This window comes from Pseudarthrobacter sp. LT1, assembly GCF_035621795.1.
GTDB lineage: Bacteria > Actinomycetota > Actinomycetes > Actinomycetales > Micrococcaceae > Arthrobacter.
On the sequence record NZ_CP141830.1, the window covers coordinates 3,578,587 to 3,599,517 of the forward strand.

Consider the following 20,931-nt stretch of genomic DNA (forward strand, 5'->3'; position numbering starts at 1 on the left):
AGATGAGGAAACAACCATGTACTCGACCCTTAAGAACCTAAAGACCCGCTGGAACAGCAACCCGGCCCCGTCAGTGCTCCTGGCCGGACCGGCAGCCGCCCCGGCACCCATGGATGCCGGGAACCGGGATGTCGAGTACCAGGACGTTGACGTGGCCATCGTGATGGAGTCCACCTACCCCTACCTCAAGGGCGGCGTTTCGGCAGTGGTGCACGACATCGTCACCCACAACCCGGACCTCAGCTACGGCATCATCCACATCACCTGGGACTCCAGCGCGCCCCTGACGGACCTCTACGGCATGCCCGAGAACGTCCGCTGGGTCCGGACGGTCTTCCTCAGCATGGAGGAACACCGGCACGACTACATGGCGGTGACCGTCAAGGACCTGGGCATGGACTCCAAGCAGCGCGAAGAGCTCTCGCACCGGCTTTTTGACGCCATCTACGCCCTGTCCGAATACGGCGAAGTGGAGCCGCTGTGGGACCTGATTGACGAGGGCCTGAACAAGCGGACCCGGCAGTACCCCCTGTGGGCCCTGCTCGGTTCCCGGGAATTCATGCAGGCGCTGCAGGATCGCATGCCGCAGCTGAACCTTCCGCTGGCCGAATCCTTCTGGGTCCTGCGCAACTTCTTCTCCCTGGCGTACGCCATCACCGGCGAGACCATGCCCCGCGCCAAGGTCTACCACGCACACACCACCGGGTACGCCTCGCTGCTGGGGGCCGCCGCGGCGCGGGACCACGACACCGCCTTCCTGCTGACCGAACACAACCTGTATGTCCGGGACACCGTGAACACCCTGCTGGACCGCAACATGGCCCTGTCCATCACGGCCGACGATTACCGGCTCTTCGACGTCACCGCGGAACAACGCGCCTGGATGGCCTGGTGGACGGAAATGGGACGCTTCTGCTACCCCAGCGCCCGCCTGATCACCTACCTCTACCCCAGCGCCATCACCGAGGCAGCCCGCCTGGGAACGGACATCGACAAGTCCGTGGTGGTGCCCAACGGCATGGTCATCGAGGAGTTCGACGGGAAGTACCGGGCCCGCCGGCAGGTCCTGGAAAACCTCCGGCAGGACTCCGCAGACCACGTCTGGCGCCTGGTCTACATCGCCCGCGTGGTGCCCATCAAGGGGCTGCTGGACCTGCTTTCGAGCATGGAGGTCCTCACGCAGCGCGGCTATCCGAACCTGCACCTGGACGTCCTGGGCCCCACCGAGCACGTGCCCGAATACTACGAGGCCTGCCTGGCCAAGATCGAGGCCCTGGGCCTGCAGGACAAGGTCACCATCCACGGCACCGTCAATGTCCGGGAAATGCTTGACCAGTTCGACCTGCTGGTGCTCCCCAGCTACAACGAGGGCCAGCCCATCGTCATCCTGGAAGCCATGGCCGCCGGCATTCCCACGGTGGGCTCCGATGTTGGCGGCGTGGCCCAGCTCATCGCCGATGACCTGCTGACTACGGACGGGAAGACCATCGGCGCCTGCGGCGAAACCGTGACACCGGGCAACGTGGTGCAGATGGCGGACGCGGTCCAGGCAGTCATCGGCAACCTGGACGCCTACGGCGAGTATGCGGCCAACGCCCGCACCCGCGTGCAGGAGTTCTTCCAGATGCATGAGGTCATGCGGTCCTATAATCAGATCTACCGCGCCCTGGGCGACCTGCCGGTCGTGGAATCGGCTGCTGCGGACGTAACAGCGCTGGACATGGCAACCGTGGACGAACTGCCCACCGAAGCCCTCACCGTGGTGCCGCTGTGACCGGAGTGGGTGCGTGGATCCGCTACGGCGATCCCATCTCTCCGGCGCAGATCGACTTCGCCGCCGAGCACTACCGCGCGGCCATCCTCCAGCCGTGGGAGCTGGACGCGGCGGCCGAGCTCAAGCGCCGCCGCCCGGACATGACGGTGCTCTGCTACAAGTGCCTGTCCTCCACCCGGGCGTATGAACCGGGGCCCGTCTTCAGTTCCGGGGTGACGTACCGGGAGGCAGAGGACGACGGCGGCACATGGTTCGCCACGCGGCTGGACGGTGCGCGCATCGAGTGGAACGGCTACGGCGGCCACTGGCAGATGAAGGTGTGGGACCCGGAGTACCGTGCCCGCTGGGTGGAGAACGTCACCAGGGAGCTGGCAGGCTCCCCCTTTGACGGCGTGATGGCGGACAACGACGTCTTTGACGACTACTACGGCATCCGGCCCCCGGTGCAGGACGCGGCATCCATGGCCGACTTCCGGGAGGGCCTGGACAAGCTCGTCCATGCCGCGGGTGCGGCATTGAACGGTGTGGGCAAGGTCCTGGTGCCCAACATTGCCGAATCCCGGCGCCTGCCGGGCCGCTGGGATTCCCACGCGGCGTACGGCGGCGGCTTCGAGGAGGTGTGGCTGGGCTACGGCCCGGCAAACCTGTTCGATCCCCGGACGGCCGAGGCGCAGCTTTCCCAGGCAGACGGGCCCGGCCTTTCCATCCTGCGCGTCCCCACCGATGGCGACGACGCGCACCCCAACTTCCGGTACGGCCTGGCGGCGTTCTGGATCTTCGGCGGCGGAGCGGGCTCCTACACGGCAACCGGCCACGACGACTACAGCCGCACCCAGCACATCGAGGAACTGGACTGGCCCCTGGGACATCCCGAGGGGCAGCCCCAGGGCCGGCGGCATGTGTGGCAGCGGACGTTCAGCGGCGGCTGGGCGGCCGTGAACTTCAACAATGACGGCCGCAGCCGGCGACGCCTCAAAGTCCCGTCCGGGCTGGTTGATGCCGCCGGGCAACCGGCACCCCACCATGTGGTTTTGGCTCCGCAGAGCGGGGTTGTCTATCAGCGAGGGCAGAGACATTAAGGTTCTAGTTACCGGCGGCGCCGGGTACATCGGGTCCCACACCATCCTCCAACTGCTCGAGGCCGGGCACGACGTCACGGCGGTGGACAACCTCAGCAATTCCCAGGTGGAGTCGCTGCTGCGCGTCCAGAAACTCTCCGGACGCAGCCTGGCGTTCCACGAGGCCGACATCACGGACCCCGCGGCGCTGGACCAGGTGTTCGCGGCCGCCGGGGTGGAGGCGGTGATCCACTTCGCGGGCTTGAAAGCCGTGGGCGAATCGGTGTCCCAGCCCCTGCGCTACTACCGCAACAACGTCACGGGGACGCTGAACCTGCTGGAGGCCATGGACGCCCACGATGTGCGGACCCTCGTTTTCAGCTCCTCCGCCACCGTGTACGGGAGCAACCCGCAGATGCCGCTCAAGGAGGACAGCAGCCTGGGGGCCACCAACCCCTACGGCCGGACCAAGCAGCAGATCGAAGAGATCCTCACGGACGTGCAGGCCTCCGACGGCCGGTGGCGGCTGGCCCTCCTGCGCTACTTCAACCCGGTGGGCGCCCACCCGTCCGGCCAGATCGGCGAGGATCCGCAGGGGCCCCCGAACAACCTCTTCCCGTACGTCACCCAGGTGGCGGTGGGCCGCAGGGACATGCTGAACGTCTTCGGCGGCGACTACCCAACATCCGACGGCACCGGGGTCCGCGACTACATCCACGTGATGGACCTCGCCGCCGGCCACCTGGCGGCACTGGACTACCTTGCCGCCCACGAGGGGGTCCACACCTGGAACCTGGGCAGCGGCAGCGGCCACTCCGTCCTGGAAATCATCCGCGCCTTCGAAAAGGCGGCGCAGACTGCAGTCCCCTACAGCCTGGCGGAGCGGCGCCCGGGAGACGCCCCGGTCAGCCTGGCGGATCCGACGGCGGCCTTCCGCGACCTGGGGTGGAAGGCGGCGGAAACGCTGGAGAACATGTGCGCCGATGCCTGGCGTTGGCAGCAGAACAACCCGAACGGTTACCGCATGGAGGCCGCAGCCAGTTGAAAGCCGGCTGTCGCGGCGTGGCTGTGGCCGGCGGTCAGGATGCGGGGAAGTAGTTGCGTCCCAGGGTCAGCCACCCGGGCAGCGTCTGGTCCTGGGCGGCGTTGGCAAAGCGCAGCGGGACACCATTGGCCAGCGGGTTCACCGGCCGCAGCACCAGCGTGTAGTAGCCGGCGGCGAGGCCGCTGGTGCTGAGGGGCGTGGCCAGGGTGGGTGCCATGCCGGGTTTGATCGTGGTCAGCTTCCAGGAGGTGGTCCAGGTCCTGGCGATCTTCCCGTCGCCGCCCACGGCAGCCACCTGCACCGGCCAGTCGTAGTAGAACGGCGCCGCCCCGGTGTTGCGGATGGTGACGCTGAGGTCGCTCTGTCCCTTCACGGTTCCGGGCGCCAGGGAAAAGCCGGTGGCTTGGAACCGGTAGCCCAGCGATTGGGACGCTGCGGCAGCAGTGCTTTGGGCAGTCCCTGCGTACGTTGGGCTGAAGGCGTACTGGTTGAGCAGCCACGAAGCGTGGGTGGCTGCCACGCTCCCCGGGAAGTCCTTCTGGGCCGGATCGGCCACCCAGGGGCAGGGGACGGCGTCGAAAAGGCAGGGCTGCAGCTCGGGGCGGAGTTCGCCGCCCACCGGCTGGGTGAGCCACTTGCTGGTTGCGCCGGCCTGCTGCAGTTTGTCCACGAAACTCCAGCCGCTCCCGGGCAGGGTTTCGGCGGCGAACGAGTCGTCGTGGTAGCCCACATTAAGGCTGCTGTTGGCGGTGGTGGGGTACCGCACCTGGAGCTTGGTCCTGGTGAAGGCGGCTGTGTAGGCCTGCAGGACAAGTTGTTGCTCCGTGGCCGAGGCCGACCAGTTTTCCGGCGAGGCCCACCCGTCGTGGGGGTAGGTATGCCATTCGCCCCAGAAGCCCAGCAGGCCCGCCTGGATGAAGCCGATGCGCCGGTCGCCGTCGTACCGTGAGCCAAAGGCCGCGATGAAGCTGTCCAGCGCCTGGGCCATGCGCGGGTCGTTGTAGTCGGGGGAAACGCTGATGCCCTGGTTGCCGTAGTCGGTGTAGGAGTGGGTGGCCAGGCCGGCGTCCAACAGGTATTTGGGAACGCCGGTTGGCTTGCCGGGGTAGTCGAGGTAGAACCTGAAGACGGCCTGGTGTCCGCGGGCGGCAATGGCGTTCAGCTGGGATTCCAGGGCGGACCAGTCGTAGGTGCCGGGCCCCGTGACCACGGCGTTCACCGGTATGTAAAACCATTCCATGGAATAGGGCAGGGAACCGTACTTCCCGGCGTATGGGACAAAGCCCTGCAGCGGGTTGCTGGCCGGCGCCGGACCGGCCGCCAGGGAAACCCACTCCCCCGGCTTGATGTCTGCAGCCGTCGCCCTGGGTACCGTGCCGGCGGAAGGGATGGTGAGGGATAGCAGCCCCGCCAACAAGGACAATGCCGCGGCAGCGTTGGCTATCCCTTTTGTCTTTCCGCGCGGGCGGACAATATTCGGAAACAGAACAGCACCCAGCCTGTGCAACGCTTTCACTGAAGCTTCTTCCTAAAGGCGGTGCCAGGCACCTGCGAGACCAAGAATTACACGAAAGTCGCCCAGTGCGACGGCGCTAATTCAAACTGAAAACGCAGGGCTCCACAAGTGGCCATTGGGTTTCCATCATTTCGCAACACGCCCCGGTCCCAATAAGATGTGCCTTCCGGCCCACCGATGGATCCTTCCTGGCTGGGCCATGGCCCGTGTATTCAATCGGTCCGTGGTCCAGCAGCAGTACTGATGCAGGGACGCTGCCCGGACCTGTAGGCAGAGGCTATGACCGGTTCGAGTTCGTCCATCACCGTATGGTTCCCGGGGAGCACCACATGGGCCAGAAATTCGGATTCGAGTGTTGCAACACCGGCTGCCGCCGCTGCGAGTTTGGCATCTGTCGACAGGGCGAAGGCGTGCCAGAATCGACGGGCATCGAGTTCGAGCACTTTTGCGGTAACTTCCCTGCCGGGTACGTCGGACAGTCCACCCGGAACCGTAGGGCTTCCCTCGTTCTGCGGCAAAGAGAGGACGATCCGAAATTGCCTTCCGCAGGCTCTGAACGAGATGGCATTGAGATGGCCACGTTGGCTGAAAAGCACGTCGGTTGCCCCAAAGTCCAGAAGCGAGCGTTCGATGTGTTCCCGGGAAGCTCCAACACTGAAGGAATCACCGCGTGTGTAAAAACTCCGGGAATCGTAGGTTGCCATACTCCAACTATGCCCCGCCTCGCCCCCTTTCCGGCAAAGGGGGCGCATCTGGGACGCGCACTGAACCAGCGGGCAAGGGATCACGCTTCAGGTTTTCGTGTGTCCCCTGTTAAGGTAGGGGCATTCTTGGATGACTCGTAGTATCTGCCGCCCGTTCTCCAGGGGCCCGGGATTTAGGGCTGTACAGAGTCGAAGAACCGGTAGGTCGGCGGTGCCGGGGACGGTTCTTCCTGGTGTGTTTTGGACCGGATGAACTCGATGTTTTCCTGTGACAGGACAGTCTCGCCGTGATTATCAGAATCAGCGTCCTCTCCGGATTCGGCATTTATTTCCGCCGAAATGGTGCGGGGCAGAATTACACAGCCAGGATTGTCGATGAGCCACTGCTTGCTGGCCGGGGACAGCCGGTGCCAGTACTTCTCAAGGTGCATGGAAGTCATTTGTTTCCTTTGCGGGTTTGGGTACGGCTGGTTACGGGTGTTAGTCGAAGTGGATTTCGGCCGCGGATTGACGGATAGCTTCGAGTCGTTGTTCCTCAAGCATCCCCAAGGCATCCAGTTCTTCAGACCTGTGGGCGCGCTCAGCTTCGGCCTGCACGGAAATGTCCCTCAGAATCATGCCGATAAGGTGGGCAAGCCCTGACTTGAGGTCCTGCAGATTGGTGTTGGTGATCAGGAGGCGGCGGTCAGAGACCCGCAGTTCGACGTCGCTGTATCCTTCCTCCGCCAAGCGCCGGGTGACGCTCTTGGCATGCAGCAAATCGAGTTCCCGGGGCTGGGGCCTGCGGGAGAACACGGCCGGGACGGTGTAACGAGAGGCGCCCGTGGCCGTACCGAGGTCGTGAGGCAGGGCGGAGGCCAGGACGCCGCTGAGCGCAAGGCGCCCCTCGACGTGGACAGGCTGTTCTTGGGTGGTGGTCATGGCACTGCGCCAACGTTTCTTGAAGATGCACTGTCAGAACCGCAGAGACGGGCGGATCGACTGTGACTGGGGTCAAGGGACCCGAAACCGGGCCCCTTATAAGGGGAGGGCATCGGCCGGAGGGGCCGGCCTGCGGAGCAGAACGGCCAGGGCCGCCCTCGTTGTCCCAACTGATCACCACGTGTTCATTGCCGTGACGGGATGCCACAGTCGCCGATGTGCCGGCGGCGGACGCGGAGTTGGTTTCATTGCTCAGGAAACCGGATGTCCAGTCACAGCGTCCCGATACCCTGACTGTACGCCCTCGTGGGCCACGACCGGTGAAAACCCACCAATTAGTTCTGTACGCTTCCAAACCCCGGCCTGCCCCTGGCTACGTCCCATTCCCACAATCCACAGACACAGCAAGGGTGCCCAGGGTCAGATAACAGCCAGGGCGCCCTTCGCGCTCTCCACCAGCACATGCGTGGCGGCTGGAAGATGAACGACTTCGCCGTCGATCTGGCAAGGAACAGCATCCCGCGTTGTGAAGGAATAGCTGCTGACGCTGGGCTGGTGCCCTAGTCCCAGCGTCACAGCCCGCAGGGTCATCAGCGCCATCTTCCAACGCCCGGCATGCGGGAGCGTCACGACCTCGAACAGGCCATCGTCGGGGCTGCCCATCTCGCTGACCGTCCCGTACTTGGCCATACGCGAAATGTTGGCGAGGATCAGGCTGTCGAAGCGCGCGGTGGCCCCGTCTGCACGGACGAGTTCAAAGGGCCTCAACGGAGAGAGTGTGCGGGCGACGGACAGGAGTTCGAGGATTTTCCCCTTGCCGCCCCTCTCGATGCCGATCGCCATCAACGGTGTGAGCCCGAAACCTACATACGAGTGGGCGTACTGAATCCGCTCGCGGTGTTTCCCGCCGTACGTGATGCGCAACAGGTCGATGTGGCGGACCCGGCCTTCGCGGACGGCCTCCGGCAACGGCGGCGCGGGCATGCTGCGGTGATGGTCATTGGCGTTGCCTGCCGCAACAACAGTGCACACCGCCCTGCTGCCGGGAACGTCCATTACCCCGTTGACCACCTCGTGGTATCCGCCATCACCACTGACGGAAACAATGAGAGGGGTTCCCTTCGCCGCCACGGAGCGTGCAAGATCACGGGCGTGCCCGGCAAACTCCGTTGGCAGCAACTCAATCGGCAGCTCCGGCAATCCGGCAGTCAGACCCTGTTGTAATTCGTCGATCCTGGCAACCATGCCGGGCTTACCCGGATTGAAGACCAGGACTACCCGATCAAAACGGTCCACAGGCGCCTGCGCACTCGACATAGCCGCCCTTCCAAACCGCTGGCACCCAGATTCTGCTCCGGCAGTGGAGTGCCAGTGGGAAACTGTCCGGCCCCTTAGTACTGGCCCCGCTCGGGAGCGTTGTCAGTGCCGCGCGGGGTTGGCCTTGGGGTGGTGGTCTCAGGGCCATGCACTCTCGTCCGTCGTTCCTGCAAGAGTCTAACGGCGTGAGGCCGGGCGCGGGTAGCCGCCAGGGAATCAGCAAGTCGCATGGCGTTCAATAAGAGCATTCTGTTGGACGGCGGAACACTGCCCGCCTCACTGGTGCAGATAACGAGCGCCGCGGTGACTTCCGCGATCAGGTCTGTGTCACGGCTGCGCCGGTACTCCTGTGCGAGGTTCCCTGTGTGCTCAAGTTCCCCGGAGACGAACACCGCGACCTCGGTTCTGCGCGACATGTCGAGTTTCATCAGCACCGATGAGACCATGTTTTTCACGGTCTTTTCGGCCAAAAACATTTCCTGGCCGATCTGGCCGTTGGTCAACCCCCGGGCAACCCCCCCGCCACCTTCATCTCCTGTTCTGAAAGCATTCCCAACCGGCCGTCGGGCCCGTTCGTTCCGTCAGCCTGGATCGGAGCCAGGATGCCGGTCTGGAAACGACGGCTGTAGGCTGTGTACCCCTGGATGGCCCGCCGGATCAGCCTGAGCTGCTCCTCATTGTCATCCTGTTGTGACAGACACCCCCACGCGCCGGCCAGGATAGCCCCAATAAGCACCGCCTCGTCAGTTTCACCCGTCATCAGCACACACCGAATGGTTCCATCAGCCGCCACGAGAGATTGGCAAAGCCCGGCACCGGAACCATCGGGAAGATCATCGTCGATGATGGCCAGATCCGGGCGTACCGCAGGGATCCGGCGCGCCGCCTGGCGGACAGACCCCGACTCACCGGCAACGCTGAACCCGTTAACCTCCAGCAACCTCCGCAAACCCCGTCGGACGAGCTCTTCGCCAGTCACGACATACACGCGCCCACAGGAAGCCGCTGAACCGGGCTTTTGGCCAGTGGCCATATTCGTCCGTTCATTCGCCCTTCGAAACCCCAAAGGCGCTTGTTAGTCTCCTGCTGCCACTCTGGCCCACCACGAAAAGGAGAACAGTCACCTGCCGCACAGGTATCTGTTGGAAAAGCGAACGAACTTGCCGACTCATTTACAGGCTAGCCCTATAAGCAGAGTCCCAGCACCCCGTCCGGAACGTTATTTAGTTCTCCTGGTCCATGGGTGCCGCCAGTCGGTAGCCAAATCCGTGAACCGTCTCGATCCAGCGAGGCTTTGCTGCACTATCGCCCAGTTTCCTCCGCAAATTGGCGATGTGCACCTGGATCACCTGTTCATCCGGCGCACGGTCCAGGGCGTCGTCCGCGCTTTGCCCCCCACGCATCGACTGGGCAAGGTCTTCCTTGCTCAGAACCACCCGTCCGTTGATGAGGACGGTGTACAGCAGCTCAAACTCGGAGGCGGTAAGTCCGCGGACTTCCACCCCGTCCACACTGACCGTCCTGGTGGAGACATGCAGGTGCAGGCCGTTGTGGGCCAGGGACTCAGGGCCGTCCAGAACATCAGTTGGCGCGTCCGGGGCCTTTGGGGGTGCCGGCTGCAGGGACGAGGCCGTCAGGTGTGGAGTGTCGGTGCGGAGCCGGGGCCGGCGCAGCAGTGCCTCCACCCGGTACCTCAGCTCGCGGGCGCGGAAGGGTTTGGTGAGGTAGTCATCGGCGCCTGCCTCCAGGGCCAGAATGGTGTCCAGTTCCTGGCTGCTCGCGGTCAGGATCAGCACGTAGGCATTGCTGAAGGTCCGGATGCGCCGGGTCACTTCGAATCCGTCGATGTCCGGCAGTCCGAGATCAACCACCACCACTTCGGGGCTGTGTTTATTCACGGCGTCAACCCCGGCCTGCCCATGGTCGAATGCATGGATGCCGAATCCTGCCTCACGCAGGATCCCGGACACCACAACACTGATGTCCGGATCGTCCTCGACAACCACTACCGTCCCGCGCTCCAACAATTCCCCCGATCAAATCCTTGGCCAAACCCGGCTGATTTCCGCAGACAACAAATTCCAAAACTTAATGTGCCCGCGTCCAAGGTCTTTTTGGCCCTTTTATACGGTAGTAGGCATTCGAAGCCGTTCATGTGGCGGATGGGTCCAAAGTTATGCAACTCACGCAATTCGCCATTTCCGCCCATCCCCTCTCCTGCACTGGCGCGCGCCGGACCTCCATCGAATTGCAGACTAGGGGCATTTGCCGGGGACGGCCCCCGTAGTGGCTACCTGTCTTCCGGGAGGGGACTACTTGCCCCCGCGCGCACTCGCACCACGAAGCCGCAGGTCAACCGGCAGTTTACCAATGGTAAGCAGGGTTACTACTCAAGGAAAGTAGATGACGGGGAGGACGGGGAAGATGGCGCCTACCTGCCCTGGCCCCATCCCGACAGGGCCCTCCGCGCCCACGTTCCGGTTGCTGGGTAATTGCTGGGAGCCGTTGCAGGAGGGGGTAAGGAATGGCCAATTTGAATACTTGTGCATTTTGAGAATTGCCGTGGTTCAATGGCCACAGTGTCCCACGACACAATGAGGCCCAACGAGCACCAGGAGGACAGACAGTATGGCTGGAATCAACGCGAAGTTCGACAAGGAATATCTCGACAAGGGCATTGATGATCTGGCCAAGGCGCCGGTCGAGGCCCTGAAGGGTCTGTCCGAGAGCGACGCACAGAAGCTCAAGGAGGCCCTGAATATCAAGACCGTCAAGGATCTGGGCACCAACAAGTTCTTCATCTGGGCGCACTCGGTCGCCAAGCTCGCGGAGTAGCGCACCCCCTCGCAGTTCGAAGCAAAGCCCCTGGCCTCCACCAGGGGCTTTGCTGTTTCACCCCCCAGCCGGCGTTCCGACCTCCTCCACATCCCGAAGTTGATTACCTGCCCATGGGGGTGGTTCCTTACAGTGGAGGGTGGCAACTGTAAAGGGAAGGGTGGCGACTGGCATGAGCGCTCCGTTCCGCGTCCCCCGGGCCATAGCCTTCACCGCCTCCATGCTGATCCTTGCCGCAGGGGCTCACGTTATTGCAGGGGGCCTGTTGCCGCAGCCGGCCATCGTCGCAGGAATCGTGGCGCTGGTCCTGGCGCCGGTTACGATCCTGTCAAAGACCAAGATCAGCATGCCCGCGATGATCGGCCTCCTGGGCTCCAGCCAACTGGTCCTGCACTGGGCTTTCGACGCGTTCTCGGTGTCCGCATCGTTCACTCCCACCGCCGGCGGCCACATCCATGACGCCTCAGCGGTGTCCCCTGCGGCCGCGGCCCTGATGCCGGAACATGCCGCCGTACCAGGTGCCCTGATGCTGGCCCTGCACGTCGCGGCAACCCTGGCCACGGCGTTGGTCCTGGCCAAGGGCGAAGCAGCCGCCTGGGCCTTGGCCGCCTGGCTGCGGCCACTTGTCCGGATCCTGTCCGCCGCCGCCATTCCTGAATGGCCGCACCTTCCCGCGCCGGCCGCCGTCGTTATTCCTTTCCGGTGGCGGAACCTGCGCCTGCCTGCGCTGCGCGGGCCGCCGGCCTTCCACGCCGCGATCTAAAGCGGCTCCCGACTTTCCGCGCCGTCCCCACCTGCCCCCTGGCAGGCGTGGGCGGGCCGCGTTGTCCCTGTATTTCTGCGCCGCCGCCGTACGCGGTCCTTTTTGGCGCACCCCTTGGAAGGCTTGCTTTGAACACCTCATTCCGCCGTACCCTCAAGACCCTCACCGCCGCCGCTGCCGCCGCGGGAATCATCGCCGCAGGCGCCAGCGCCGCGTCCGCCCACGTGAGCGTTGACCCGGACGACACCGCCGCGAACGGCTACTCCCACCTGACGTTCAACGTCCCCAACGAGTCCCCCACCGCGAAGACCACCAAGCTCGAGGTCACGCTGCCCACCGATACGCCGTTCACCTCCGTCTCCGTCAAGCCTGTGGAAGGCTGGACCGCGCAGGTTGTCACGGGCGACCTGCCCAAGCCGGTCACGGTGGCCGGTGCCACTGTCACCAAGGCGCCGGTCTCGGTGGTCTGGACCGCGGACGAAGCCCACCAGCTGGGCCAGAACCAGTACCAGTCCTTCTCGTTGTCGGTGGGCCGGTTGCCCGCCGAGGGCACCAAGGTCACCCTGAAGGCGGCCCAGAGCTACACCGACGGCAGCGTGGTGAAGTGGGACGAAGAGAGCGCTGAAGGGCAGCCGGAACCCAAGCATCCGGCCCCGTCCTTTGTGACAACGGCCGACGACGACGCTGCCGCCGGCACTGCGTCGGCGGCGCCCAGCTCCGAGGCAGTGACCCGGACGGCCCAGGATTCAAGTGATGCCACGTCCGCGTGGGGGGTGGTCCTGGGTGCGGCAGGCTTGGTGCTCGGCGCAACAGCACTGGGGCTGGTCCTGGCCGGCCGCCGTACCCGCGCCGCCGGCAAGTAGATTGGGGAACATTGTGAAGACGACGCCTACCCACACTCCGGCGGCCTGGCTGGCCAGGATGCTGCTGCCGTTGGCCACCGCCACGTTCCTGCTGGTTTCTTCAGCACCGGCCCAGGCGCACGACGCCCTCGAATCCAGTAACCCGGCCAACGGGTCCACCGTCAGCGCGATGCCGGCGAAGATCGAACTGACCTTCGACCACACCCCCATCGCCATCAACTCAATCGTGCGCGTGGAGGATGCCAGCGGTACCGACCAGGCGGACGGGCCGGTGCAGATCGTGGACAACCAGGTCAGCCAGGCGGTCAAGCCAGGCGCTCCACAGGGAAAGTACAAGGTGGTGTGGCGGGTGGTGTCCTCGGATGGCCACCCCATCGAGGGGACTTTCACCTTCACCGCCGGCGGCCCGAATGCGGCGCCGGCGGCGGCACCGACGGCCAACGCCACGGCCGCCGACACGGGGCTTCCCGCGCAACTGGTTGTAGTGGGGGTAGTCGCCGCCGTCCTGGTCTTCGGCCTGGTTGTGGCCGGGATCCTGATCCGGCGCAAGCTGCGGAATCCGGCAGACGAGGGCTGAGCTTGCCCGGCGCCGCCTGGACGCCTTGAACCACGCTCCGGACCAACATATGCTGTGGGTCAACCTATGTTCCCCTGCATGGAAAACTGCCGGGGTTCGGCCATTCACAAGGAGTTGGACTCACGTATGGGTACGCAAGGTGCGCCTGGACACGATGAAGCGTTGGAACGGACCCTCACCGCGTCCAGGGCCCTGCTTGGACTGGTCGCCCGCTCCCTGGCAGGAGTAGCGGACGCCGTCACGCTTCCACAGTTCCGTGTCCTGGTGCTGCTGGCTTCCAGGGGGCCCGCCCGCATGGGTGATCTGGCACAGCTCCTCGGTGTCCACCAGTCAAGCTTCAGCAGGACCGCGGACAGGCTGGAAACGGCGGGGCTGCTGGTGCGGGAACAGAGCCCCGGCAGCCGGCGTGAAGTCATGGTCTCCGCCACCGCACAGGGGCTACGGATCGTGGAGGACGTGACACAGGCCCGGCGCCGGGAGATCGCCCAGGTGCTTACCGGCCTGTCGCCGGAGGAACAGGCAAAGGTTGCCGCCGGTTTTGAACTGTTCGCCCTGGCCGCCGGGGAGCCGTCCGCCGCCGAGAGCCTTTTGCTGGGAATCTAGGCCCAGTACAGGTTCCCGGCGGCCCGCATAGGAAGAGGCACGCCATGTGGGAGGAACTGACACTCACGCCGCAGCAGGCCCTCGAAGTGGTGCTGTCCACTGTCGGGATGTACCTTGCGCTGGTGGTCCTGGTCCGCATGCTGGGGCAGCGGGTGCTGGCACGCGTGGCAAGTTCAGACCTCGCCACCATCGTGGCGCTGGGCGCCGTCATTGGCCGGGCGGCCCTTGGCTACACACCTACGCTTGGGGCCGGCCTCCTGGCCCTGCTGAGCCTCTTCGGGATGCAGGCCGTCACGGGACACCTGAAACTATGGCGGGTGGCTGAGCGCTTTCTGCTAAACCGCCCGGTACTGCTCATGTCGGGCGGCACCATCATCCACCAAAACCTGCACAAGGTGCACCTGACCGAAGCTGACCTCTGGCCCACTCTCCGCCTGGCGGGAGTAAGGAACCTGGACGAGGTGGCCTGCGTTGTCCTCGAAACCACCGGGGAAATCAGCGTACTCAGGCTGGGCGTGGACCTTGACCCGCGCATCCTGGCTGACGTTCCCTGGACGGACAGCCAGCCAATTCCGAAAGGGCCACAGAAACGAGCCCGCGGGACGGAGCACGCAGGGCCTTCTGCGACGATGGTGGCCAGGGCCGGCCACGGGGGCGTCCACCACTTGTTCTCCGTTCACCACCGGCACGTATCCGCCCGCGTGCGGCGCGGCTACTACATCGCAGCCGGGGCGCTGGTCCTGGCGGGCGCGGCGTTCTTCGCCCTCACCCTGTGGGGTGTCCTCCACAGTGATGGGCTGAGTGCCTTGGACCAACCCGTCCGGCAGTGGCTTCTTTCGCACCGGTCGGATGTGCTGACCGCGGCCATGAGGCCGGTGGCGCGGGTGTTTGGGCCGGTGGCCATGCCCATCATTGTCCTGGTGGTCGCCGTCGCCTGGACCTTCGCGGAAAGGCATGCGTGGCGGCCCCTGCTTTTCGTCGGAGCAATGGTGGCCGGCGTCATCATTTCACAGATCATCCTGCCCATGGTCCACCGGTCCCGGCCGCCCGTGGATGCCATGCTCCTGGAACCCGACCCCAGCTTCTCGTTTCCCTCGGGCCATGTATTGGGCGCATGCGACTTCCTGCTGGTCCTGGCATACCTCGTCACATCACGGCGCCAGGACAAGCGCCTTGCGGGGGCCCTGTGGTCCGTGGCCGCGGTGCTCGGCATCGGGCTGGTGACCTTGAGCCGACTGTACCTGGGGTATCACTGGCTGACCGATGCGTTTGCCTCCATGTTCCTGTCCCTGGCGATTATTGGCGCGGTCATCGCGTTGGACACCTGGCGCACTGTCCGGGTTGCCGGGGAAGCACGTTCATCCCCCGGTTCCGCTGCCGGCACCGATTCGGAGTCTTCCCCTGGCAGGAGAAGGCACGAGCCTATTCGGCTTTTTCATCGAAGCTGAAGCCACAGGGTGCCGCCTGGACTGATCCGGTCACCGCTTGGTGACAGACTTCGATCTGGGACAGAACCTGGTCAACCCTTGCGTGCCTGGACCTCGGCGGCGCAGGCTTCCGCGTTGTCGAGCAGACGCCGCCGATCCGAAACCGCGTAGTTGGCCGTGGCTATTGCGCTGCGCATGCGGTCCAGGTGGTCCATTACCAGGTCCCGGTAGCGGCCCGTCCGGTCACAGAACGCGACCTCCCGCAGGAGGTCCAGCAAACGCCCTGCCACGTCCGGATCCCCGGCGCCGTAGTACCTGGCCTGGTTTACGGCCAGGTCCATCAGTGCCGGCAGCCCGGGGAGCGACAGCACAACCCGTACCCGGCCGTCGTCATCGCGGACCTGCTCCGGCCCGGGGTTCCGGTCCACGAGCCGGCACAGCAGGGCCGAGAGGTGGCCAAGGACGTGGACCGCCGTGGTGGGATCGTTGATTCCTGGTGACAAGGCACGCACGGCCACATCCACAAGCTGGCGGAACCCGTACCCGGCGTCCTGGACACTTGTGCGTTCAAAACCTGTGGCGACTGCCGCATTGATCTCGCGGCACAGCTCTTCCCGGGCGTCCGGGCCATGGCCGGCTCCCATTTCCAGCGGCCAGGCCGTGGCGAAAGGAACCCCTTCCACCAGGGAGCTCCCTGGATCCCGGTCAATCCGGACCACGGCTCCGAAGTTCACTGCGGCCGCCAGGAGCCGGTCCTTGTCCAGTGAGGTGAGGAACCCGGAGGATACTGCCGGTATGAGGAAACTGCCCGGCTGCGGGGCGGGCACGGCGTCTGCAACCCGCCGGTTCTTCGGGAACACGCGGTCGATGGTGTCCCGGGTTTCCCGGTCCACCCGGCGCATTATCGTCTCCACCCGTATCTCCCGGGCAAGGTGCGCCAGGAACAGCACCAGGCCCACCACGCTGGCAATGGCAAGCACAAATGCCACCGTCACCGAAATTTCGGGGACAAAGGCCGTGCTTCCGCTGACCTCGTCACGGACGCTGCGAAGGACCGCCAGGGCGAACGCGAAGGCCGCCAGGAACAGCGCCAAGGTGGCGTGGACAAAGCGGTCAGCGGTAAAAGTCCTTAAGAGGCGGGGCGAAAACTGGCTGCTGGCCAGTTGCAGCGTGACCACCGTCAGGGAGAAGGTTAGGGACGTCACTGTGATCAGGGACCCCGCGATAGCCTGCAGGACCGCCCGCGCCGCTTCCGTTCCCCCGCTGAACAGCACAACCCTGGCGCTGTCCGGCAGCTGTCCGTCGATGCCCGCATCCAGGGCCGGCAATGCAACCCCGAGTGCCACTGCGGCGGCCACCGCCAACACCGGCAAGGGCCACAACTGTGTCCGCAGCGCATCCAGCCAATGGGCCGCGCGTCCTTTCAACAAGAGCCTGAATTCAACAGCGCCGCCTGGACCATGGACTTACTTCTCCCCCGCCTGTTGCCGGACTGGGGTTTCAGTGCCGGGCAGGTACTTGCCGGCGCCGCTCGATGCCCCTCAGAGTTATTCAGCCTAGTGGCAATAACTCATCCGGGCCCGGGCCTCGCGACAGCTGTTGCCCAGTCGTGATGACGCTCCGGCAATCTTGACAGCCTTGTTACGGCCGGAGCATCAAAACGGACCTACGGTTTAAAAGAAGTTGAAAGAAGCGTCGTTTACCCGGGTACGCGCCACAAAGCAGATTGCCCGGACATTAACCAGGCACTGCGGCGCACGCACCAGAACGTATAGGACCAGCCAACGGCCGGCCCCGGATCCCTCTTTTCCATGCCCGGATCCCAGCTCTCGAAGCTCTGGTCATCCGACGGACCTGCGCCTTCCCGCGCACCAAGCGGCAGGGCCTGCCAATCTCCGCGAAAATTGTCCAGGAAGGAATCCTCCATGTCATCCAGCCGAATCATCCGTTTCCTGCTCTGCCTCCTTTTGGCGTTTGGCACTGCTTTAGGCGTCAGCGGGTGCTACAACTCCGGAGTGCAGAACTATAAGTCCGTTGCCCCTGGCGCCAACCTCGATCTGGCGGGACTCGAACTCCGGAGCATTTCCGTGGTCGCCGCCGCCAAGGAGCAGCCGGGCCGCCTCCTGGGCATGATCTTCAACCCTACGAGTGAAGACATCCGCCTGGTCATCAGGGACCGGGACAACCGTATGGACTTGATAGTCCCGGCCAACGGACAGATCGGCTTCGACACGTCCGAACACATCCTCCAGAGCACCGAAAACCCGCCGGGCGCACGCACAGACCTAACCCTCCAAGCCAAGGGCAAGAGCGAAGTCATGGATGTTCCGGTGCTTGATGGCACCTTGGCCCAGTACGCGCCCTATGTGCCCAAGTAGCCGCGTGCCGACGTAGCCCCTTAGCCCGGCACCCGATTCCGCCCAGGCGTCGAAATCCGAATCAGCTCGGGCAGCACCCCAGCCCCGCGTAGCGGGCCTTGAAGGTCGACCCAAAAGGCCTGCCGGCCGCACGCTTCGCCTCATCGGACCCGGAGGTCGGTTCTATGACGGTGGTCATCGTAAGCCCCTTTGGCTGGGGGAAACGGTCACCGCCGGCATTGTTTCCGGCCTCCACCGCAACATGCCGCCGTCCAAGGAATCACCCCTCGAAGCCTGGCTCGGTCAAACACGCAGCCCTCGGTATTGTCCCGACTGACATCACACCCCAACTTGCCCAACGGTTCTCACTGCCCACCACGGCAGGAGCCCTGGAAATCAGCGTGTCACAGGGCAGCCCGGCTGAACAGGCAGGCATGAAGGCGGGCGACATCAGCACGCCGTTCGCCCGTATAAAAGTCGGAAACGTCACGGATCTGCTCGCGGGCCTCAGAACGCAGGATCCGGGCCGGCCGGTGGCTGTCAACGTGCAGCGGGGCACGGGGCAACAGACCCTTCATGTTCCCCTTGTCAGCCTCGCCGGCAAGCCCTGACTGAATCACGTGCGGTAGCGGTCAGCCCTCGCACTCGGTGCAGTACAGGTGGCCGTCCTTTTCCTTGGCGATCTGGGAACGGTGCCGGACCAGGAAGCAGGAGTGGCACGTGAACTCATCCTCGGCGGCGGGCACCACCACTACCGTGAGTTCCTCGGCAACGATTTCGCCGCCGGGGACGCCAAGCGCGTCGGCATCATCGGGGGCATCCAACTCCCGGACCACGCTGCGTGCATCCGGGGCGTTGGCGGATTTGAGGTCCTCGAGCGAACGGTCCTGTGTTTCCTTGACGTCGGTCCGCAGTTCGTCGTAATCAGCAGCCATGGTTATCCTCGTTTCCTTTGCAGTTCCGTGTGCAACGAACCCACCGCCGTTGTTGTTCCCGCCGGCGCCGGCCAGCTACCGCAGCATGGATGCCGGCGGCGCGGGAATGGACGTTCCCCGGTACCCGGCGGCGGCAGCGTCCATGAGGTGGCCCCACTGGGTGCCTGCGATGTCTGACCCGTTCACGCCGGCATAGTACTTCCCGTTGATCCTGATGTCCTGGTTGGCCCACTGGGGCCCGAAGCCTTTGTAGCTCCCGAACCACGAGGCGGTGGCGATTCCCGTGGTGGCCCCCACGGTCCAGGTCTGGGTGTTGCCGTCCGTGGTTCCGGTCTTGGCGAAAATGTCATGGTCCCGGTTGACGGGGATCTTGTAGCCGGAGCCCTTGACCAGGACGCGTTTGAGGGCGTAGGCCACCCCGGCGGCCACCTTCGGATCAATGGACTGGGTGCAGTTGCCTGAAGGAACAGGGTAGTCGTGGCCCTGGGCGTCCTTGACGGATTCCAGCGCGACCGGATCGCAGTGGACTCCGCCTGCCGCGAAGGTTGCATAGGCGTTGGCCATGTCCAGCGGCGCCACGTCCTGGGTGCCGATGAGGCTCGCAATGCTGGACAGGTCGTAGGGCTGGTTCGTGTGGCCATTCTTGACGCCCGCCGCCGTCGCCATCTTCTGGATGTTGCAGAAGTTCAGCCGCGTGGCGGTCTGGAAGGTGATGGTGTTGATCGACTGGTAGAGGCCCTGCAGGACGCTCATCCGGTAGTAGTGGTACGGATCGTCGTTGGGCAGCGGGGCTTGCCCAAGCGCTGGGTCATAGGAGCCGGAGGTGGTGCCGCAGCTGTTCCTCCACGGGAAGCCTGCCTTGTAGACGCGGACCGACCCGTCCAGGACCGTGGCCATGGACCGGCCGGACCGGAGCCATTCGGCGAAGACGAACGGCTTCATGGTGGAACCGATCTGGAAGCCGCCCGCACCGTCCAGGGGGTCGCCGTTGGCGTCCTTCTCGGGCAGGGACAGGTTGCCGGTGTAGTTCCCCGGCGCTGCCGCCGGGTTGTAGTTGGTGTTTTGCGCCATGGCCAGCACCTTTCCGGTTCCGGGCTGGACGCTGACCAGGGCCGAGCCGCGCTGCAGCGGGTCGGTTGCCGGCAGGGCGGCGTTGACCTCCTTCTGGGCGACCTGCTGGAGGCCGGGGTCCAGGGTGGTGCGGATGGTGAGGCCGCCCTGGTCCAAGAGCTTTTGCCGGGCATCCTCGTCCGGGCCGAAGGCGGGGCTGTTGAGGATCAGCCGCTTGATGTAGTCGCAGAAGTAGGGGGCGGAGGCCGCGGCCGCGCAGCCCTGGACGCTGAGGTGGACATCCAGATTTAGGGGTGCGGCCACGGCCTGGTCATGCTGGGCGGCGGTGATGCGCCCCTGTTCGAGCATCTTGTCCAGGACCACGTTCCTGCGCGCCCCCACGTGGTCGGGATGGGTAAGGGGGTCGTAGTAGACCGGGCTGTTGACGACCGCGGCCAGGGCCGCCGACTGCGGCAGGGTCAGCTTGGCGGCCGGGATACCGAAGTACTCCTGGGCCGCGGTCTGGATGCCGTAGGCGCCGTTGCCGAAATAGACGATGTTGAGGTAGCCGGCAAGGATCTGGTCCTTGGAGTACTTCTTCTCCAGGGCGATGGCCAGCTTCATCTCGCGGAGCTTGTCGCCGATGGTTTTCGACGCCCCTGTGGTCACCTCGTCCGCGTTGCCGTTGGCGACCAGTGATTCGATGATGATGTTGTTGACGTACTGCTGGGTGATGGTTGACGCACCCTGGCGGCCGCCCTGGACCGTCACGGCAAGGGCCCGGAGGATGCCGGTGGGATCAATGCCCCCATGCTCGTAGAACCGGGCATCCTCGATGGAAATGATGGCGTCCCGCATGAACGGTGACATCTTATCCAGGCTGACGGGGACGCGGTTCTGTGAATAGAACGTGGCGATGACGGACCCGTCCTTCGCCAGCACCCTCGAATTCCGTGCCGGCGGATTCAGTTCCAGCTCGGCCGGGAGCTGGTCGAAGAAGCTGATGGAGCGGCCCGCAACCGTTGCCCCCACCGCGGTGGCGGGAACGAAAAGACCCGCCGCCAGGATGCCGCAGGCTACGCAGACCGTGATGAAGGCCAGCAGTTTCGCTACCAGCGCCTTTTTCACGTGCATGCACATGTTTCCTTTGCTCGTTGGCTGCGCAAACGGAATCACACAAGTGGTT

22 protein-coding genes are annotated in these 20,931 nt (G+C 64.7%); 11 read left to right on the forward strand and 11 right to left on the reverse strand.

The genetic code is table 11. The features are described 5' to 3' along the window. Nucleotides 1-16 precede the first annotated feature (16 nt). From pelF to galE, 3 genes are read left to right on the forward strand one after another with little or no spacing between them, the layout of a single operon-like run. On the forward strand, nucleotides 17-1,774 hold the full coding sequence (pelF, locus tag VIK36_RS16815) for a GT4 family glycosyltransferase PelF (RefSeq protein ID WP_255173027.1): 1,758 nt from the start codon (nucleotides 17-19) through the stop codon (nucleotides 1,772-1,774). After that, a complete protein-coding gene (locus VIK36_RS16820; protein ID WP_324642827.1) occupies nucleotides 1,771-2,853 on the forward strand; it encodes a putative glycoside hydrolase in 1,083 nt (360 codons plus the stop codon). The genes pelF and VIK36_RS16820 overlap by 4 nt, the downstream gene beginning before the upstream one ends. After that, complete coding sequence (gene galE / locus VIK36_RS16825) at nucleotides 2,849-3,877, forward strand: UDP-glucose 4-epimerase GalE (RefSeq protein WP_255175638.1); 1,029 nt, start codon at nucleotides 2,849-2,851, stop codon at nucleotides 3,875-3,877. The genes VIK36_RS16820 and galE overlap by 5 nt, the downstream gene beginning before the upstream one ends. A gap of 34 nt (nucleotides 3,878-3,911) precedes the next feature. Here galE and VIK36_RS16830 read toward each other — a convergent pair whose 3' ends face one another. The 8 genes from VIK36_RS16830 to VIK36_RS16865 all read right to left on the reverse strand — a co-directional run bounded on the left by VIK36_RS16830 (nucleotide 3,912) and on the right by VIK36_RS16865 (nucleotide 10,362). Further along, a complete protein-coding gene (locus VIK36_RS16830; RefSeq protein WP_324642828.1) occupies nucleotides 3,912-5,291 on the reverse strand; it encodes a DUF4832 domain-containing protein in 1,380 nt (459 codons plus the stop codon). Between the two features lie 314 nt (nucleotides 5,292-5,605). Further along, nucleotides 5,606-6,097: a hypothetical protein gene (locus VIK36_RS16835; protein WP_324642829.1), complete on the reverse strand. Its 492-nt coding sequence runs from the start codon at nucleotides 6,095-6,097 to the stop codon at nucleotides 5,606-5,608. Between the two features lie 173 nt (nucleotides 6,098-6,270). After that, nucleotides 6,271-6,537 carry a hypothetical protein gene (locus VIK36_RS16840; protein ID WP_255173031.1) on the reverse strand — a complete coding sequence of 89 codons (267 nt, stop codon included), beginning with the start codon at nucleotides 6,535-6,537 and terminating at the stop codon, nucleotides 6,271-6,273. A 40-nt stretch (nucleotides 6,538-6,577) separates the two neighbouring features. After that, entirely contained in the window at nucleotides 6,578-7,018 is a 441-nt protein-coding gene (locus VIK36_RS16845; RefSeq protein ID WP_255173032.1) for a hypothetical protein, read from the reverse strand. A gap of 420 nt (nucleotides 7,019-7,438) precedes the next feature. Continuing rightward, the gene (locus VIK36_RS16850) at nucleotides 7,439-8,335 is read right to left on the reverse strand and encodes a diacylglycerol/lipid kinase family protein (RefSeq protein WP_324642830.1); all 897 of its coding nucleotides are present in this window, start codon (nucleotides 8,333-8,335) and stop codon (nucleotides 7,439-7,441) included. Nucleotides 8,336-8,409: 74 nt separating this feature from the next. Then, nucleotides 8,410-8,838 (reverse strand): LuxR C-terminal-related transcriptional regulator, encoded by a 429-nt coding sequence (locus VIK36_RS16855; RefSeq protein WP_324642831.1) that lies wholly within the window; start codon nucleotides 8,836-8,838, stop codon nucleotides 8,410-8,412. Next, nucleotides 8,835-9,323 carry a response regulator gene (locus tag VIK36_RS16860; protein ID WP_324642832.1) on the reverse strand — a complete coding sequence of 163 codons (489 nt, stop codon included), beginning with the start codon at nucleotides 9,321-9,323 and terminating at the stop codon, nucleotides 8,835-8,837. Before VIK36_RS16860 ends, VIK36_RS16855 begins: the two co-directional genes overlap by 4 nt. Nucleotides 9,324-9,558: 235 nt before the next feature. After that, entirely contained in the window at nucleotides 9,559-10,362 is an 804-nt protein-coding gene (locus VIK36_RS16865; RefSeq protein WP_324642834.1) for a response regulator transcription factor, read from the reverse strand. A 601-nt stretch (nucleotides 10,363-10,963) separates the two neighbouring features. Between VIK36_RS16865 and VIK36_RS16870 the strand changes: the two genes are divergently transcribed. From VIK36_RS16870 to VIK36_RS16895, 6 genes are all read left to right on the forward strand, one after another. Further along, a complete protein-coding gene (locus VIK36_RS16870; RefSeq protein WP_159631017.1) occupies nucleotides 10,964-11,170 on the forward strand; it encodes a hypothetical protein in 207 nt (68 codons plus the stop codon). A gap of 172 nt (nucleotides 11,171-11,342) precedes the next feature. Next, nucleotides 11,343-11,933: a hypothetical protein gene (locus tag VIK36_RS16875; protein ID WP_324642835.1), complete on the forward strand. Its 591-nt coding sequence runs from the start codon at nucleotides 11,343-11,345 to the stop codon at nucleotides 11,931-11,933. A 128-nt stretch (nucleotides 11,934-12,061) separates the two neighbouring features. Next, nucleotides 12,062-12,796: a YcnI family protein gene (locus VIK36_RS16880; protein WP_324642836.1), complete on the forward strand. Its 735-nt coding sequence runs from the start codon at nucleotides 12,062-12,064 to the stop codon at nucleotides 12,794-12,796. 13 nt (nucleotides 12,797-12,809) lie between these two features. After that, nucleotides 12,810-13,373: a copper resistance CopC family protein gene (locus VIK36_RS16885; protein ID WP_255173038.1), complete on the forward strand. Its 564-nt coding sequence runs from the start codon at nucleotides 12,810-12,812 to the stop codon at nucleotides 13,371-13,373. A gap of 126 nt (nucleotides 13,374-13,499) precedes the next feature. Beyond that, complete coding sequence (locus VIK36_RS16890) at nucleotides 13,500-13,976, forward strand: MarR family winged helix-turn-helix transcriptional regulator (RefSeq protein WP_255173039.1); 477 nt, start codon at nucleotides 13,500-13,502, stop codon at nucleotides 13,974-13,976. A gap of 44 nt (nucleotides 13,977-14,020) precedes the next feature. Further along, the gene (locus VIK36_RS16895) at nucleotides 14,021-15,424 is read left to right on the forward strand and encodes a phosphatase PAP2 family protein (protein WP_324642837.1); all 1,404 of its coding nucleotides are present in this window, start codon (nucleotides 14,021-14,023) and stop codon (nucleotides 15,422-15,424) included. Between the two features lie 71 nt (nucleotides 15,425-15,495). On the opposite strand, the gene VIK36_RS16900 is transcribed toward VIK36_RS16895, so the two are convergent. Further along, nucleotides 15,496-16,833: a DUF2254 domain-containing protein gene (locus VIK36_RS16900; protein WP_324642839.1), complete on the reverse strand. Its 1,338-nt coding sequence runs from the start codon at nucleotides 16,831-16,833 to the stop codon at nucleotides 15,496-15,498. Between the two features lie 495 nt (nucleotides 16,834-17,328). On the opposite strand from VIK36_RS16900, the gene VIK36_RS16905 reads away from it, so the two are divergent. Both VIK36_RS16905 and VIK36_RS16910 read left to right on the forward strand, forming a co-directional pair. Continuing rightward, complete coding sequence (locus VIK36_RS16905) at nucleotides 17,329-17,781, forward strand: hypothetical protein (protein WP_324642840.1); 453 nt, start codon at nucleotides 17,329-17,331, stop codon at nucleotides 17,779-17,781. Nucleotides 17,782-17,945: 164 nt separating this feature from the next. Then, a complete protein-coding gene (locus VIK36_RS16910; protein WP_255173044.1) occupies nucleotides 17,946-18,371 on the forward strand; it encodes a PDZ domain-containing protein in 426 nt (141 codons plus the stop codon). Nucleotides 18,372-18,392: 21 nt separating this feature from the next. Here VIK36_RS16910 and VIK36_RS16915 read toward each other — a convergent pair whose 3' ends face one another. Then, on the reverse strand, nucleotides 18,393-18,695 hold the full coding sequence (locus VIK36_RS16915; RefSeq protein ID WP_255173045.1) for a DUF4193 domain-containing protein: 303 nt from the start codon (nucleotides 18,693-18,695) through the stop codon (nucleotides 18,393-18,395). Nucleotides 18,696-18,770: 75 nt separating this feature from the next. Next, entirely contained in the window at nucleotides 18,771-20,879 is a 2,109-nt protein-coding gene (locus VIK36_RS16920) for a transglycosylase domain-containing protein (protein ID WP_324642842.1), read from the reverse strand. Between the last annotated feature and the right edge of the window lie 52 nt (nucleotides 20,880-20,931).